The following is a 17,273-nucleotide window of genomic DNA, read 5'->3' as shown; positions in this document are numbered from 1 at the left end:
CGTAAATACCGTGCCGGACACGAAACACAGGGTGCCAGGACGGCTCCGTCATATAACGGTCCTGATTGCGCTCGTCGTGTTCACGACGGCGGGTGCTCTGGCATTGTATTACTCGACAATAACCCCATCCGCACTGCGCTGTAGTCTGGCTGCTTGTTTTGCAGGCGCCATGGTCGCCTGTTATGTCGCGCGACACACATATCCCGGTCGTCTTTGTCTCGCCGGACTGAGCTTATCTTTCTGTGTGTGGTACCTTACCGATCCGCCGAAAAACAACAGGAACTGGGCCGGCGAGTATAAGGTTCTTGCAGATGCCGGTGTTAACGGACGCATTGTTCATCTGAAGCATATTCGAAATTTCATCTATAAAACCGAGCAGGATTATATTCCGCGTTATTACGACGCAGATTTTAATCTGGACAGGCTGGACGGTGTCGATCTCATTACCTCCTACTGGGCGGGCGATAATATCGCACATGTTTTTCTGAGCTTTTCATTCGAAGGGGGACAACATCTCGCTGTTTCCATAGAAACCCGAAGACAGGAAACATTTCCCTATTCGACGATAGCGGGTTTTTTCCACCATTACGAACTTATCTACGTCACGGCGGATGAACGGGATCTGATCGGTGTTCGCACGGATATCAGACGCGAGCGCGTTTACCTCTATCGTCTGAAACTGACGCCTGCCGTACGCGAAAGACTGTTTCTGAGTTATGTTAACGAGATTCACACCCTGAACAGTCGCCCACAATGGTACAATACGCTCACGGATAACTGCACCACAGGAATCCTTGCCCGTGCGGGAGCTCAGCTCCGCTACCGACTGGACTGGCGCGTGCTTCTGAGTGGCCATACAGCGTCCCTGGCTTATGACCTCGGGCTTCTGGATAATACCATGACTTTTCCGGCACTTCGGGACCAGAGTCGTATCCGGAGAAAAAGCGGTGCCGTCCCGGGTCCTGACTATTCGGAAGAAATTCGTCGGCACGCTGCAGAATAATCGTCATTTTAAAGCAGATACGGCTCCTTCACCGATCCATGTTCTGCATCGGTGAAGAAACTGGCGTGCTCGTCAGAAATGAAGGCGCTAAACTCTGATCCGGCTGTGTCCCGCAATGCACCCTTCAGAGACAGCGACGTGAAACCCTTACCAGGCCTCCGACTAACAAAGAATTTCGATGCAGGAACCTTCCAGAGCGGAAAAATAGTCAGAAAAAAGGCCACGGAACTGAAAACTCTATGACCTATCGATTGAAACCTGCACCACGAGTGACAGTCCGACACCACAGAGTCTCTACGCCTCTCGTCTTTTCTCGCTCCTGGTTCCATCTCATCTCTGAGTCTGTGTCAGAAAGCCACATTGATCGCAGTGCTCAGGACAACAGCATCCCTGAAAACAGTTGTTCCACCAACATGATTTACATACTGAAAGTCAGGCTTGATTGTGAAGCCATCCACGATGTGGAAGCCATAATAGGCTTCGTAAATGGCCTCGTGTCCCTGGATGCCATAAGGAGTGCCGTAATTGCCTCCCGGAAGGGCGAGACCGCTGGCTGCGGCCGCTTCCTGAGACAGGATGGCAGAGCGGCTGAATTTCGACCAAAGAAATGCAATACCGACGCTGTCCAGCGGACGTTTCCACCATGCGCCCGTGTCCATAAGGATCGCGGTGAAGCTCTGACTGATCTGTGACGTCTGGCCCGATCCCCAGCCAAAATAGCCACCCAGGACCAGGCCGTTCAGTTCGCCGGTACCATGCCGGATAAGCATCTGGTCCGCCAGCGCCCAGACGGAGGTCTGACCGCTTTGTCTGCGGACGGGAAGTCCGCTCAGAACCCAGGAATTTCCGTTGATATCCTGATAGAGATCGCTGTAGCGCGAATTGTCGTACATGACACCGACTTTGTAATGACCGATAAGATGATCCCGGCCGAATGACGGAATCCACCCGGCCTCAACCTGGGTAGAGAGTTTTCCGAGATTATCCTGCGCCCACGCCCAGCCGGAGATGCCGCCGTTATAAGAATGCGGCGAGACAGCGAAGAGACCACCCAAGAGATAGAACTGTCTTATCGGCATGACGCGAAGAACGCCACCGATATTACCGGAGGGCCATCCGCGACTGCCGGGAAGGAATTTTGTCGGAGATTCCCCGCCGCAGAGCCAGACATTCATGAAGTTACAGACCCAGGGAGAGTTCTGAAAAAAAGTGCCGGACGGAAACCAGCCAACGGCAAGATCGATTTTCCTGTGCAGCCAGGCTTTTTCAAAATAAGCCCAGACAAGATGGGTCACGACATTTCCGCGACTGCCGTAAATCTGCTGCACCTGGTTGGCATTATCGCCATACAGACGGCTCAGATTGGTGCCGTGTCCGTTAACGACGAGCAGGTGCATCCAGAAATCGTCCGACCAGGAACCGGCGTTCATAAGTTTCTGCAGATCGGCGTCCAGAGTGGAACCGAGCTGCCCTGCATCGCTGTAGGCGCGTCTTTTGCCGCCTGAGACATTGCCTGCGATGTCTTCGTAGTCATCGAGAGCCAGATAAAGCCCCCTTTTCTGAAGCCAGGGCTGAACACCGCCCCAGTCTCCGAGCATATGGGTGGTGCCGTAAGGCGGTCCGAAAGATGGCGGGCCGTACGAGGCCTGCAGAAATCCAGGGATTTCTTCATAAAGGGGGATTGTCGGCTGTGTCTCACCGAAGGGAGTCGGGTTCGATACGGTGGGTGGCATCTCGGTTTTATTGGCGTTGCCGATAATGCTCTGAAGCCATGCCGGCAAATCGGAGTTTTGTATGGTTGCAGCTGGCGGAGACGGCGTAGTCTGGGCCGAAGTTGAGGCCTGGACTGCGGTCGCCTGGCCTTGTGCGGCATTTTGGGCGGTAGCGGTGGCGACGTGAAACAAAAGTGAGCCGGCGAGTACTGTTATCCGGAGCAGATATTGCGAGCGGAAATATTGTCTGAGTCCGCGGCGATTTCTCGCATCGGATATCTGGTTTTCTGGTTCTGAGGAAACACGCATATCGTAAACCCTGCGGAAAGACCACGACGAACCGGAAAGCGGGCGGCTGCCAGCTTTCGGATTGGGAGCGGCGTTCAGAACGATCGGAAAGTGATGCCTGCTGAGTCAGGGTGGAACAGCAAAGGCAGATTCCGGGTGTTGCGGTAGGGACGCACATGTCACACGCCGTGGTGTGCAGCCTCGCTTTCATCCATCCTGTGCTTCGTTATTATTATTTTTAATAAGCAGGACAGATTATTTTTTGAGTTCTGCCCTGCGCTGATACGCGTGAGCGAGGAATAAGTTTCCGCATTATGTTATAAAATGTCATATCCGCGCAGAGGTAATGACTTTCTTTTTAAAACAGAGGTGTAACTCGAAACGAGCGGTGTCTGAGCGGCAGTGAAAATGGCCCCGACCGGCCACCAGAGCGTTTCTCGCCGATTTGACTCATTTGAATTCCCATCTCTGGTCCGACCTGTTCCAGGCTGCTGGCGAGGGTTGGACGCCGGCCTGAATTCGTCACGTACTCTGTTTCCTGATCTTTGCGAACGTGTGGTGGTGCCTCAGGCCGATAACCTGTCTCGCCGTCAGAGCATCGAACAGTTTGGTATCAGCCCGGCTGGTACAATCCATTGGTGCATCCTGTAGGCTTGGGAGACCGACAGCGCCTCGCCGAAGCCGCACTATGGCGATCCGCTTATCAGGTCGGATGAGGCGCAGGCTATGCGTGTTCGGGTCCTGATCGACGAAAAGAATGATCTGATGCTGACCGAAATCTATGCGCAACTGGCTGATAGAAGGGCATCATTTCAGCGTCGGCACATTGAGGTGTTTCTGTGCCGCCAATGGATCACATAAAAAAGACCGCCCATGCGGCGGGGCAGGACCGACCGGACGCCCTGAAGCGTTGGCAGGACTGGTTCGACGCCCGGCCTGCTTCCGATCCGACGCCTTATGTTCATTGATGAGACCTGGGCGTCGACCAATATAGCACGACACTACGGTCGTGCTCTGCGGTCGTACTCCACGCGGCCAGCGTTTGTTACTCGGCCGTTCCTCACGGGTAATAGAAAAAGCCACCTTGATCGCGGGCCTGAGGCTGACCGGCCTGGTCGCGCCGAAGATACTGGACCAGCCGATGATCAACGACCGGAGTTTCCAGACTTATGTCGAGTGCATCCCCGTGCCGGACGTGCAACCGGGTGATGTTATCGTGATGGACAATCCCCGGTCCCCCGCAAGGGGCCAGCGTGCGGGTTACAATCCTGACCGTCGGCGCAAGCTTCCTGTTTCTTCCGCACTGCAGCCCGGATTTCAACCCAGCCGGAAATAACTTTCTCAGGCCCAGGGTTCATCTGCCTCGCACTCATATCCGTGTTCGAAGGATCGCCATCGAAATAACGATCCCTGCTAACAGGTCTGCGGCCGAATGCTCTGACGGCCCGGCTTTCGAAACGCGCACTCCAGGATCGTTATGTGATGCTTGTGTCGTTCTTCAGGCCATCATTTAAAATGGTGAATCATACTCCCAGACCGTGTCACCTGCACGCACTCTCAATGCTGATGCGGTGTGCCGCCGGGATGCTCCTGCCGGGACATAATATCCATCAAAAGCTCAGATGATTGTTTCTTCGCGGCATCGGCAATCTCCTCAAGAGTCTCGCCGGTGGAAGTCACCTGATACCCTTTATGCGTAATACGGGCAGTCAGTTGTTCGGGAGATACGTGAAATAATGGCGCAAGTTCATCGATGGTCGCATGCGTAAGTAAGGGAAAAATGCGCGCGGCGGGATTGCCGCCTTTATGGCCTGTCGTCATCATGAAAGCCACGGCAGCCAGTATTGATACGGCAAAAGGCAGGAAGAAATTTCTGTTGCGAAAATATATGAGAAACTGGGACCAGTTTCTCCAGAGATGAAGGAAAAACGGCAAAAGCAATACCATGCTGAGCCAGATGTGCATGGAATGAAACATTCCTGGCATCCAGTGGAAGAAAAGCGCCACTCCTGAAACAGATGATACGAAAAACAGACCTGTGGTCAGCGGTGTTGCATATTTCCTGAGGAAGGACTGCACAGTAGATATCCTGATAAAGCAAGGTTTCTGGTCACCTGAGGAAACTCAAAGTGCCATAAAGAATATAGTATGACTGAAAATAAAGAGAATTAAGGGGGAAATAATCTATTTTTTACAAGAACAGAATTATCGTTACAATGTGAAACCAGACTCTGGCTGCCGGGTGAAGAAGTAATTCTGTATTTCGTCGGTCCGGAGATACAATGATCATATGAAGGAATGCTCGCAGTGTTCCACCATCGGCAACGTCCTTCCATGAACCCGGACTGCCGATAATTCGATGGTAATGTGGAACACAGTCGACCGCCGCTTATCCGCAGATTTTCACATCAATCGCACCATACATGGCTTTCGGCTCTGAGCAGATCGGCTCAAAAAATGTTTCTGACACACCGCAACTGCATTCACCTGTTTCACAAAAAGAATGATTGGCTTCTCATAAGCCCCTCCTTATATGAAAACAATAATTATTCTCGATAAATATGACGCAACGTTATTATGACGAAATATGTCTTATCAGAATGAAAATTTCATAATTCTGCCCACTGCCGGACGAGGTTATGATAAGTCGCCGTCAGGCCCAGAATTGCCGCGTGATCATCCGGAAGAATCTTGCGGGCTTCAATGATGGAGCGATCAAACTCATAGAGAAGCGCGCGCTTCGTGTCGTCTTTCACCATAGACTGGGTCCAGAAAAAGGATGCCCACCGGCTGCCACGGGTAACAGGCCGGACACTGTGGAGACTCGTCGAAGGGTACAATACGAGATCACCCGCGGCGAGCTTGACGTTCTGTGTGCCGAACGTGTCCTGAATGATGAGCTCGCCACCATCGTAATCTTCGGGAGAGGTAAGAAAAAGTGTCGAGGAAACGTCCGTTCTGATCCTGAAACCGGAGCCGGGAATAGGACGAATGGCATTGTCCACATGGGCATGGAAATGCATGCCGGTATCGTAGCGGTTGAACAGGGGAGGGAAGACCCGAAGAGGCAGCGCCGCACTTGTGAATGTCGGATTTCTGCCGAGCGCATGCAGGACGAGTTCACCCAGTTCCCTGCCAGCCTCCGAATCCTGGGGAATCTGAAGATTGCGCTTCGCCTTCGCCGACTGTTCTCCCGCCGTGACTTTTCCGTCGATCCATTCGGACTCGATCAGTTTTCCACGGCAGAAGCTGATCTCATCCGACGTCAGTATGCCGGGGATATGTACAAGCACGAACGGGCCTTTCTCATGATGAAGGGAAAACCGGCAGCAATTTAATGTGCGACTGATTCTTAGTTGCGTAATTAACGCGGGTTTGCCATAAAGCCAAGAGAGAAGGGTGCGAACCGCCCGGATATGTGTTTTTACCTGTGTTTGTAACATAATGTTGCGTTATTCCGGAAATATCCGGATGGCGCTGCCTCTGGTCGGATGAGAAAATATCGTTTTCTTGTAAACGTCGATCTGAAGAGCGCTGAAACTGACCAATACGCAAAGGCGTAGAACTGCGAATGTCTGCTGATCTTCCGGCGCTTTCAGCCGCCGCGTTTTCCCCGTGGAACATGTTTCTTGGCGCGGGTCCTGTAGTGCGCTGCGTGATGATTATTCTCACGCTGGCAAGCCTGGTCACATGGACCGTTCTGATTGCGAAAAGCTTCGAGCTGTTCAGGATTAAGCGAAAACTTCTGAATGCGGAAGCATCTCTCGATCAGGCTGAGAGCCTCGACGGAGGTGAGGAACTGACTCGTGGCTGCCGTATTGCCCACACACTGGTCGCGGCCGCAGAACTTGAACGCCAGCGATCATATGACATCCCTGAAGACGGGGAAGGACTCAAAGAGCGCATTGCCCTGCATCTGGAACGACTGGAAGCTACGGAAGCACGCCGGCTTATGCGCGGGACCGGTCTTCTCGCAACGATCGGCGCCACCGCACCGTTCGTCGGTCTTTTCGGGACCGTATGGGGAATTATGACCTCCTTCACCGGTATCGCCGCGACGAAGGCGACCAGTCTGGCAGTGGTTGCCCCAGGTATTGCGGAAGCCCTTCTCGCGACGGCGCTGGGCCTGGTGGCTGCGATTCCTGCCGTAGTGATTTACAACCACCTGGCGCGGCAGTGCGGGGGGTGCCGGGAAAGTGTGGCCGATCTCACGGCCCTGGTCATGCGGCTGGTCTCGCGTGATCTGGGGCGCCAGTGCGCAGGGCAGGGACCGGGGCATGTCGTTCGCCTCGTAGCGGCGCACGATCAGCGAATTCCGGCGGAATAAGGAGCGGTCATGGCTATCCGTATCCGTCACGCATCTGAAACCGTCAAAGAAGTACATGATATTAACGTCACACCTTTTATTGACGTTATGCTGGTCCTTCTGGTGATCTTCATGGTTACCGCCCCTCTGACAACGGTCAGCGTGCCCGTGGATCTGCCATCGTCAAAGGCGACGCCGGTGCCTCCTCCGGATGCCCCTGTTTTCGTTACGATAAAGGCGGACCGGACGCTGGCGCTTGGTGAGGATACGGTCACAGCAGACGGCCTTTCCCCGGCTCTCGCCACCGCGACAAAGGGAAATAAAGACGAACGGATCTTCCTTCGTGCCGACAAAACCGTCGACTACGGTTCCCTGATGGGCGTCATGGACAGGCTGCGCAGTGCCGGTTATGTCAAGGTCGCCCTTGTTAATCTGCAAAATCAGGAAGAGGGAAGCGTGCCGTGAACAGCACGGCGCTTCCGGCGTCACTGGCTGACGCGCTCCCTTCGGATGGTATTCAGTCATTTCGGACCAGGTGCGTAACCGGACTTCGGCATGAAGAGCGCCAGGCAAGACAGCTTTGGGGGGCTTCCTTTGCGGGCGTCGCCATCTCTGCCCTGGTGATCGTCTGGTACGTCGGTCTGCCGCAGCCTGTCATTCCCGTTCCGGCGCCCCCGCCCGCAGCAATCGCGATTGACCTCGCTCCCGAACTCGCCGCAACGTCTTCAACCCCGACCGACAGTCCTCCCGGGCCGCAACAGATACAGTCTCAGCCTGTAGCTGCTGCGGAAACACCACCTCCTGTTACTGCGCCCTTATCGCCAGCTCCAAATCCGCCTGTTCCTGTGCCGAAGCAGGATGTGCACCCTGTGGTAAGGCATAAAACCAGATCTGTTCCGGCGGTCAGGAAAGTTCTTCCGGATAAAACGCCGCCGGCGCAGCAGACCACTGCTCCGCCGTCGACCGATGCGCCTCCATCGTCCGTTCAGACGGCTTCAGCACCGGGAGCCTCTTCCGCAAATCAGTCTCATGATCCGTTGACGTGGCAAAGCGCATTGCTCGCGCGACTGGAACGTTACAAACGCTATCCCGCTGTGGCTCAGGGCCAGCATCAGGAGGGTACCGCAATGCTGCGTTTCCGAATGGACCGTAAGGGACATGTTTTATCGGCCAGCATTGCAGGAAGTTCTGGTCACGCACTTCTTGACGACGAAACCCTGGCCCTCGTGCATCGCGCCGAACCTTTGCCGTCTCCGCCTGATGCCATCGCCGGAGAGACAATTACTCTCACGGTGCCGGTCGAGTTCTATATCAATCAGGGAGAAAAATGACCGGTCTCTGTAATCACCGGTATGATCCGATGCCGGGTAAAGCAATCTGTCAGCATGTATAATGCAGGGCCTTTGACCCGGACCCGGAGATCGCGCGGGATTACAGTCGCAACAGAATATTAAAGCTGTAATCCCGCTTATCAGATCAGTCAGTTCTCTGAGTAGGGTGGCCGGGTATAACCCTTCGGAGAGAGCGTAAAGATTTCATAGCCCGTTTCAGTGACGGCCAGCATATGTTCGAACTGGGCGGTCAAAGACCGGTCGCGCGTTACGGCAGTCCAGCCATCGTCAAGTATTTTAACATCGGGTTTGCCAATATTGATCATAGGCTCAATGGTAAAAACCATTCCGGCCTTCAGAACCATGCCCTCGCCACGTTTCCCGTAGTGAAGAATATTCGGAGGGGCGTGGAATGTCCGGCCGATGCCATGTCCGCAAAAATCTCTTACCACAGAAAACCGGTTCGCTTCCGCCAGCTTCTGGATCGCGAAACCAATGTCTCCAAGAGTAGCGCCAGGCCGGACGACCGAAATTCCGGCCATCATGCAGTCATACGTTACGTCGATCAGTTTCCTGGCCTTTATCGGCACATTGCCAACCGTATACATACGGCTGCTGTCACCATACCAGCCGTTTAAAATGCACGTCACATCAATGTTCAGAATATCGCCATCAGCCAGAACCCGCTCCCCGGGTATTCCGTGACAGACGACATGGTTGAGGGAAATACAGGATGACTTCGGATAACCCCTGTAGTTCAGCGTTGCCGGAACAGAGTCATGATCTGTCATGAACTTATGGATTACGGCATCCAGTTCACCGGTCGTTACGCCGGGACGCACATAATCAGAAATCATGTCCAGTGTCATTGCAGCCAGTCTGCCTGCAGCTCTCAGGCCGACGAAGTCTGCTTCATCATAAAGCACAACACCGCCGCGCGCTGTGTCACCTTCCATGATCGTCCTCATTCACGAAATTAAGGGAGACAGACCTTGCCGCGTTTACGCCTGCCACGCAAGATTAGGTTCGTTCCGGATGTAATCATACGTATTTATATTATATAAGTGAATCAGATCGCTATAGAATAGTTTGAATTCCGGTTCCAAAACAGGGGGCCGATACAGAGATCAATACAAGAAACTGTTCCCGGAATTACTGTATAATTCTATGGTAAAAAACGTGAATTCAGGTGACTAAAAAACAGCCGGGGTGTCCGTCCAGGACACCCCGGTGCCGTCATTATGAAGGCAGGCTGCCTGGGTCGGCCCCTTCCTCCTGTTCCTCACTGCGCTCAGCCCGATCCCCGTCATCGGAGACCGCAGCCACCGGTGCTGTTTCGAGAAACTCAAAATTCAGTTTCCCGTCCTTCACTGAGATTTTAACAGCACCACCTTTTGCCAGCCTGCCAAAAAGCAGTTCCTCAGAAAGAGGCTTTTTGATCGATTCCTGGATCACCCGGCCAAGAGGCCTTGCTCCGAAAAGCCTGTCATAACCACGTTCAGCCAGCCATTCCTTGGCCGCCGAAGACATCTCAATGGTGACATTGCGATCCGCAAGCTGCGCCTCAAGCTGCAGAACAAATTTCTCGACAACACGTCCCACAGTTTCGGGAAGAAGATTGCCGAAAGGAATGATCGCATCAAGACGGTTACGGAATTCAGGGGTGAAGAGTCTCTTAATGGCCTCTTCATCCTCACCTTCACGCAGGTCGCGTCCGAAACCGATCGCCTCCTTGCTGAGATCCGCCGCGCCGGCATTGGTTGTCATAATCAGGATCACGTTCCTGAAATCGACAGTCTTGCCGTTATGATCCGTCAGCTGACCATGATCCATGACCTGCAGCAGAACATTAAAGAGATCGGGATGAGCCTTCTCAATCTCGTCAAGCAGCAGAACCGCATGCGGATGCTGATCGATGGCGTCAGTGAGAAGTCCTCCCTGATCGAATCCGACATAGCCTGGGGGCGCCCCGAGAAGCCGCGAAACGGAATGCCGTTCCATATACTCAGACATATCGAATCTGATGAGTTCGATACCCAGAGTGCTGGCCAGCTGCCGGGCTACTTCGGTTTTACCCACACCCGTCGGACCCGAGAACAGATAACTGCCAATCGGTTTTTCCGGATCACGCAGGCCGGCCCGCGACAGCTTGATGGCGTCGGAAAGCGCTTCAATCGCCCTGTCCTGGCCAAAGACCATATTTTTCAGATCGCGTTCCAGCGTTCTGAGAACTTCCTTATCGTCAGCGGAAACCGTCTTTGCCGGAATACGCGCAATCTTCGCAATCACCTCTTCAATATCGCGCAACGTCACCGTCTTGCGACGTTTGCTTTCGGGCAGAAGCATCCGGGATGCCCCCGCCTCATCAATGATGTCGATCGCTTTATCAGGAAGCTTGCGATCGTGGACATATTTGATCGAAAGCTCCACAGCACCGCGCAGAGCGTCATCGGTGTACCGAACCTTATGATGCTTCTCGTAGTTCGTTTTCAGACCACGAAGAATCTTGATGGCATCATCAGGATTGGGTTCTTCGACATCGATCTTCTGGAAGCGCCGCACAAGAGCCCGGTCTTTCTCAAAATGCTGCCGGAATTCCTTATACGTTGTCGATCCGATGCAGCGCAGGGTTCCGGCCGCAAGAGCGGGCTTCAGCAGATTGGAGGCATCCATCGCCCCGCCAGATGTCGCACCAGCTCCGATAACGGTGTGAATCTCGTCGATAAACAGAATCCCGCCGGGATTCTGGTCGAGTTCCGTCACAACGGCTTTCAGACGTTCCTCGAAATCACCCCGATAGCGAGTCCCCGCAAGAAGCGTTCCCATATCGAGCGAATAGATCGTTGAGTTCAGCAGTACTTCGGGGACATCCCCCTCAACGATGCGCTTGGCCAGCCCTTCCGCAATAGCAGTCTTTCCGACGCCAGGATCACCCACATAAAGTGGGTTATTTTTTGTTCTGCGGCACAGAATCTGGATGGTCCGCTCAACCTCAGCATCACGACCGATGAGGGAGTCGATTTTTCCCTCCGCAGCTTTCTTGTTCAGGTCGATGCAGTATGTTGACAGCGCGTCACCCGTCTTCTGCGCGCCACGCGCTTTCTCGTCCCGCTCGCCTTCCTCTTTCTCCGCTGAAGGCTGCGTGCCGCTAACAGTACGTCTGACAGTCCTGTCAGGTGCCTTTGCTATGCCGTGCGAGATGAAATTTACCGCATCCAGCCGCGTCATGTCCTGCAACTGCAGGAAATAAACAGCGTGACTTTCACGCTCGGCAAACAGGGCGACAAGCACATTCGCCCCGGTCACTTCATCCCGTCCTGTCGACTGAACATGAATTGCCGCACGCTGAATAACGCGCTGAAACGCAGCCGTCGGTTTCGGCTCAGTAGGTCGTTCCGATGTGAGACCAGCAAGGTCTTTATCGAGGAACTCCATAAGGTCACTACGAAGCTTGTCGAGATCAACACCGCAGGCACGGAACACCGTAACCGCATCAGCGTCATCGATCAGGGCAATCAGAAGATGCTCGAGAGTAGCATATTCGTGATGTCGCTCACCTGCGAGAGTCAGCGCCCGGTGCAGTGTCTGCTCAAGATTGCGTGACAACATGATTAAGATACTCCTTTCTTCGGTTGGCGTATCCGGTCACGCCGCAGGGGACCTTTCACTCCGTCATATTTGGGTGCTTTGGTCAGAAAAGCCAGCCATAAGACTGCACCGGGCGGAAAAATTTTTCGTAATCTCCGCGGATAAACGACACCAGCATTACCCTGCGAATTTTCAGTCAGTTAATCCTGTCAGCGCACTGGTTAAAAACGGGCTTAATTCAGACGGAAATTCGACATTCCGACCGATTATGCCGGGATTATTTCGTAAAAACCCCGATATCCGGTCCCGATGTGAACGGGATGGAAAGCGCCATTGAAACTATGGGGTATAGCAAGAGAATATGCAGGCGAACTGAGGTGACATATAGTGAGACGTTTATAGATTTTTAAGAATATCGTCTGTTATATTCTGAGTTTGTTTTGAAAGGCTCCCCAGCTCTCGACCAGACAATCTGGTGATTATAACGCTATTTCCAAGGATGGACGCACGGAAAAAAACACGCTAGGAACCCGTGCCGGAACAGGGCAAAGACAGACTGTTTCGTGAAACAGGATGGGTGGCCGAGCGGTTGAAGGCACTGGTCTTGAAAACCAGCGTGCGTGTAAGCGTACCGTGGGTTCGAATCCCACCCCATCCGCCATCTGGTCTGTGTGTTTCAGGTCACCCCTGACAAACTACAGATGACCATTCGTGGCTCTGTCCTCCATGATAAGCATCATGCAGGAACAAAACACCCTGTCGGCTCAGATATTAAAGCCGATCTTCCGTTATGTTTTTGAGCGATGTTTTGCCTGCGACCCTGCATGCGTCGATTTGCTGTGTTTTGGCTGTGCCGCACGAGCAAGAACGTAGCGGACCATACCGGATTTTGAATGGAGTTTCTGGCTGTGCCGAAGAGGGGCCTCAGCCACCTGAACCGGCGCCCGGCGTGCATCATGCGACGAAGCGAGGAAAGTAAGTGTTCTGCGGCCCGGCCGCATTGTCCGTGCGAGGATGAAAGGTCTGGTCGGAGATACACTGCGTTCGACCGGAGCGACTCCTTCATCAGAAAATCCCTGGTCCAGCAGGGCGGCCATTGTTCGCGTGCGTTCAGCGCTTGAGGAAGCCCCCATGACAACACCGACAAGACGTACATTATCCCGCATGGCGGACGTCACCAGGTTCAGTCCGGCCTGCGCTGTATAGCCGGTCTTCATTCCATCGGCGCCGGGGTAGTATCTCAGCATCGGATTGTGGTTCGGAATTTCATGTCCGTGATAATAAAAAACACTCACAGAGAAGTAATGATAATCTTCCGGGAAATCTGAAATAAGGCGCCGGGCAAGCGTCGCAAGATCGCGGGCTGTCGTGACCTGATCCGGATCAGGCAGACCGGATGCATTCTGAAAAGTCGTCTGTGACATGCCGAGGTTATGAGCCTGCGCGGTCATCATGGCGGCGAACTGCACTTCATTCCCGCCAATAAGTTCTCCCAGTGCGCAGGCCGCATCATTCGCCGATTTCGTCACAAGCCCCAGAATTGCCTGTTCGACAGTAAGGTAAGAGCCAGGCACCAGCCCAAGTTTTGATGGCTCGCGAGTCGCTGCGTGAATGGATACAGGAACGGCCTGATCAAGACTTAATTGACCGGAGCGAAGGGCACTGAAAGCCATATAGAGCGTCATCAGCTTGGTCAGACTGGCCGGGTAGCGCTGAAGATCCGGATTGACCTGCGAAAGAACGGCGCCAGTCCTTGCGTCAGATACGAATGCACTGATGCGTCCCGCGTACTGGGCATGCGCAGCGTGGCGCGGCGTCAAAGCTGATATCAGAAGAGCGGCAACCGCCATGCGTGGCACTCTGATGTTCCGGCGAGTTGTCACGCGTGCCTCTCCCATTTCCCGTCCTGTAAAACGGCCACGAACAGGCCCCGGGAGATCATTCGCCTCCAGGTCCGGTTTCCTGTTGTCTCGTATGGCCAAGATTACAGCAGTCCCTCTGTCCCGTCGATTCAGAAGCTTAGCAGTCCCGATTCGACCGTCCAGAAAAAATTTACTAATGAGCCGCATGCGGAATGCAGGTTGTTCTGCCCGGCAGGAAGAACATTTTTATGTCCTGGCCATATCCTGTGTGCATACGCGGGTCACGTAAGCGGATCAGCGGTGACAGAATTATGTTTTCACACGTGCGGCTGCGGTTTACAGAGAGCATTATGAGATCGCCGGTTGAAGAGAACAATATCAGCTGTAACGGCGGGCGGCCAGGTCGCCTTCCGAAAGGTGCTGCGCGTATCGCGATGACAGATGATTCTAAAGATAACGATAACGCCTCAGATGTGGGTGTCCTTGTAAGGGCGAAAACAAAGACCCGAAAACCATCTATGTACAAAGTCCTCATGCTGAATGATGACTACACGCCGATGGAATTTGTGGTGCATGTTCTGGAAAGATTTTTTAATAAAACACGTGATGAAGCGACGAATATCATGCTCCACGTCCATAAGAAGGGCGTAGGGGTATGCGGCGTCTTTACGTATGAAGTCGCTGAAAGCAAGGTAACGCTGGTTATGGATCTTGCACGCCAGAATCAGCATCCGCTTCAGTGCACCATCGAACGTGACTGAAATCGCCCGTCAGCAGATCGTCCGGCCGCCATATCCGTGATAAATTTATACTTCGGCACTGAACGACCGGCAGAATCGTCTCACTCATAATAAGACGGCGACAACCCGCGCTGCATGGAATGCGCATGTATTTCACGCGAGAAACTCCGGAAAGATTTTTCCGGATGGTCGTCCCTTTCCGGGCTTTGTCCTGACCAGAGTTGTGTGCTACCACAATGCCGGGAGATCCGTTGCGGACGGGTACCTTGCCAACCCGGTCAGGTCCGGAAGGAAGCAGCCGCAGTAAGTTTCGCTCGGGTTGTGGCGGGTCTCTCAATTTTTTGTGAAGTCGGCAGTTCAGCCCTGTGGCATGTCGCTTTGCCAGGAACCATTATGCGGTTCGTTTGGACTTGCCGGAAATATGTCTGATCCTGAAAGCCCGGCTGACGATCTGCCGTTGCCTGAGAGTGGCGGCCCCGGTCTGTTCGGGGATGCAGAAGAATCTTCCCCGCTGGTACAGGCTGTAACCGAAGATATCGTATCGACCAGACCCGATGCGTCCGACGTTGCCCCGGCTTCGGGAGATGCCGGCTACCGGGTCCTCGCCCGCAAATATCGTCCGGTAAATTTAGAAGAGCTGATCGGGCAGGACGCGCTGGTCCGGACCCTGCGCAATGCCTTCGCAACGGGCCGCGTTGCGCACGCTTTCATGCTGACCGGTGTACGTGGTGTGGGCAAGACTACCACGGCGCGGATCATCGCGCGGGGACTGAATTGCACGGGACCGGACGGGAAAGGAGGTGCCACGGCGGATCCCTGTGGTGTGTGCTCTAACTGCGTTGCCATCCTGGCCGACAGGCATCCGGATGTCCTCGAAATGGACGCGGCCTCACGCACGGGCGTGGATGACGTGCGTGAGATCATAGAGGCCTGCCATTTCAGGCCGATTCAGGGCCGCATGAAAGTATTCATCGTCGATGAAGTTCACATGCTTTCCAGAAACGCATTCAATGCTCTGCTGAAAACCCTGGAAGAACCGCCGTCGCAGGTGACGTTCATCTTCGCGACCACTGAACTGCGCAAGGTTCCCGTCACAGTCTTGTCGCGTTGTCAGCGATTTGACCTGCGCCGTATTGCCCAGTCGGAACTGGCGACTTTTTTCTCAGGTATTGCCGAACGCGAGCATGTGGCAATCGAGCCCGAAGCTCTCAAGCTGATCGCGCGCGCCGCTGACGGTTCCGTGCGCGACGGGCTCTCCCTTCTGGATCAGGCTATCGCCCAGGGAAGTGGCGATGCCATTATTTCCACGGCACTCGTAACCGGAATGCTGGGCCTCTCGGACCGGGGTGTCGTTTTCGATCTCTTCGATACCGTCATGCGTGGCGATATTACCGCTGCAATCGCTCTGTCGGACGCCATTTACGACCGGGGAGGCGATCTCGGGCTGATGCTGCGGGATCTCGCGGAACTGACCCATACGGTTACTCGACTGAAAACCGTTCAGAATCTGCAAGATGCGCTCGATCTGCCGGAGTCCGAGCGGACCAGGGGCGCCGCCTTTGCATCGTCGCTTTCCATCTCTGCGCTTTCCCGCATGTGGCAGATGCTGCTTAAGGGAATCGGTGAAATTGACGATGCTCCTCTGCGGCGGGAAGCAGCGGAAATGGTGCTTGTGCGTCTGTGCTACGCCTCGAATCTGCCGTCACCAGCCGACATCCTGAAGCGCCTGGATCAGGATGGCCCGGTACGGCAGACGACGGCCCCAAAAGAAACCTTCCCGTCAGTATCAGCCACGCCCGCCAGCATCGAAGCCCGTGGCCAGCCGGATCAGAACAGATTCCGGTCCGGCGCAGGTGAACCTGCTCCTAGCGATGTAGTGGAGCGTCTTCCGCAGGCGGTTAATGGCGACTGGCGTAGTGGAGCGGGCGGAGAGCCTGTCCCTGTCCAGGCAACAGCGGAGATTTCCGCTGAAAAAGAGCCAAAATCCTGGCGTGAACTCGTCGCGTTTGTGAAGGATAACAGCCGGGAAGCCACATTACATGGCCATCTGCGCTATTCGACGCATCTCGTGACTTTTGCTCCGCCTCTGGTGGAGGTGCGAACGGACGGCGAGGCGCCGGGAGATCTGACAAAACGTCTGCAGGCCCTCCTCCGCTCACGATTTTCCGCCGACTGGATCGTCCGGGAGGTCGATGCCCCGGGTGAACCGACCCTGGCGGAGCAGAGTGCGGACATCATCCAGCTTCATAAACGCCGGTCGGCAAATCATCCTCTCGTAAAGGCCATTCTGACCGCATTTCCAGGCGCCGAACTGGGAGATGTGAAAGATCATTCCTTCGACGATCACTATGGGCTGCCCATCGAGGTCAGCGAACCTCCGGTCGCGGGGCTTGACGACGACATGACGGACCCGGAAGACGAATGACATATCCGGAGCGCATTT

Annotated in this window: 12 protein-coding genes, 1 tRNA gene and 1 other RNA gene; 8 read left to right on the top strand and 6 right to left on the bottom strand. The window is 54.4% G+C overall.

The annotated features are described in order from the left end of the window. Nucleotides 1-31 precede the first annotated feature (31 nt). Entirely contained in the window at nt 32-1,003 is a 972-nt protein-coding gene (locus GOB93_RS11975) for an Lnb N-terminal periplasmic domain-containing protein (RefSeq protein WP_338422364.1), read from the top strand. Between the two features lie 347 nt (nt 1,004-1,350). Here the strand turns inward: GOB93_RS11975 and GOB93_RS11970 are convergent, their stop codons facing one another. The 3 genes from GOB93_RS11970 to GOB93_RS11960 all read right to left on the bottom strand — a co-directional run bounded on the left by GOB93_RS11970 (nt 1,351) and on the right by GOB93_RS11960 (nt 6,296). After that, entirely contained in the window at nt 1,351-2,784 is a 1,434-nt protein-coding gene (locus tag GOB93_RS11970) for a carbohydrate porin (RefSeq protein WP_242010738.1), read from the bottom strand. Nucleotides 2,785-4,560: 1,776 nt separating this feature from the next. Continuing rightward, nucleotides 4,561-5,082, bottom strand: coding sequence for a hypothetical protein (locus GOB93_RS11965; protein ID WP_173583736.1), 522 nt, complete (start codon nt 5,080-5,082; stop codon nt 4,561-4,563). Between the two features lie 530 nt (nt 5,083-5,612). Next, a complete protein-coding gene (locus tag GOB93_RS11960; protein WP_173583735.1) occupies nt 5,613-6,296 on the bottom strand; it encodes a Fe2+-dependent dioxygenase in 684 nt (227 codons plus the stop codon). A 278-nt stretch (nt 6,297-6,574) separates the two neighbouring features. On the opposite strand from GOB93_RS11960, the gene exbB reads away from it, so the two are divergent. The 3 genes from exbB to GOB93_RS11945 are packed head-to-tail and all read left to right on the top strand — an operon-like array spanning nt 6,575 to nt 8,640. Further along, nucleotides 6,575-7,330, top strand: a complete 756-nt coding sequence (gene exbB, locus GOB93_RS11955) for a tonB-system energizer ExbB (RefSeq protein WP_173583734.1) — start codon at nt 6,575-6,577, stop codon at nt 7,328-7,330. A 9-nt stretch (nt 7,331-7,339) separates the two neighbouring features. Then, nucleotides 7,340-7,774 carry a TonB system transport protein ExbD gene (gene exbD / locus GOB93_RS11950; protein ID WP_173583733.1) on the top strand — a complete coding sequence of 145 codons (435 nt, stop codon included), beginning with the start codon at nt 7,340-7,342 and terminating at the stop codon, nt 7,772-7,774. Then, nucleotides 7,771-8,640: an energy transducer TonB family protein gene (locus GOB93_RS11945; protein WP_338422363.1), complete on the top strand. Its 870-nt coding sequence runs from the start codon at nt 7,771-7,773 to the stop codon at nt 8,638-8,640. The genes exbD and GOB93_RS11945 overlap by 4 nt, the downstream gene beginning before the upstream one ends. 149 nt (nt 8,641-8,789) lie before the next feature. Here GOB93_RS11945 and map read toward each other — a convergent pair whose 3' ends face one another. Both map and clpA read right to left on the bottom strand, forming a co-directional pair. Further along, nucleotides 8,790-9,596 carry a type I methionyl aminopeptidase gene (map, locus tag GOB93_RS11940; RefSeq protein WP_173583732.1) on the bottom strand — a complete coding sequence of 269 codons (807 nt, stop codon included), beginning with the start codon at nt 9,594-9,596 and terminating at the stop codon, nt 8,790-8,792. A 283-nt stretch (nt 9,597-9,879) separates the two neighbouring features. After that, entirely contained in the window at nt 9,880-12,249 is a 2,370-nt protein-coding gene (gene clpA / locus GOB93_RS11935; RefSeq protein WP_173583731.1) for an ATP-dependent Clp protease ATP-binding subunit ClpA, read from the bottom strand. 550 nt (nt 12,250-12,799) lie between these two features. Between clpA and GOB93_RS11930 the strand changes: the two genes are divergently transcribed. Then, nucleotides 12,800-12,889: transfer RNA gene (locus GOB93_RS11930), tRNA-Ser, on the top strand. Between the two features lie 127 nt (nt 12,890-13,016). Here the strand turns inward: GOB93_RS11930 and GOB93_RS11925 are convergent. After that, entirely contained in the window at nt 13,017-14,078 is a 1,062-nt protein-coding gene (locus tag GOB93_RS11925) for a D-alanyl-D-alanine carboxypeptidase family protein (RefSeq protein ID WP_242010742.1), read from the bottom strand. A gap of 446 nt (nt 14,079-14,524) precedes the next feature. Between GOB93_RS11925 and clpS the strand changes: the two genes are divergently transcribed. The 3 genes from clpS to GOB93_RS11910 all read left to right on the top strand — a co-directional run bounded on the left by clpS (nt 14,525) and on the right by GOB93_RS11910 (nt 17,255). Continuing rightward, nucleotides 14,525-14,851 carry an ATP-dependent Clp protease adapter ClpS gene (gene clpS, locus GOB93_RS11920; protein ID WP_194300051.1) on the top strand — a complete coding sequence of 109 codons (327 nt, stop codon included), beginning with the start codon at nt 14,525-14,527 and terminating at the stop codon, nt 14,849-14,851. A gap of 219 nt (nt 14,852-15,070) precedes the next feature. After that, nucleotides 15,071-15,171, top strand: an RNA gene (gene ffs, locus GOB93_RS11915) — signal recognition particle sRNA small type. Between the two features lie 80 nt (nt 15,172-15,251). Then, entirely contained in the window at nt 15,252-17,255 is a 2,004-nt protein-coding gene (locus GOB93_RS11910) for a DNA polymerase III subunit gamma/tau (protein ID WP_173583728.1), read from the top strand. Nucleotides 17,256-17,273: the final 18 nt, after the last annotated feature.

Source organism: Acetobacter musti (genome assembly GCF_011516835.1).
Lineage (GTDB): Bacteria > Pseudomonadota > Alphaproteobacteria > Acetobacterales > Acetobacteraceae > Acetobacter > Acetobacter musti.
The sequence above is the reverse complement of the archived record's forward strand: the minus strand, read 5'-3'. Positions and strand labels throughout refer to the sequence as shown.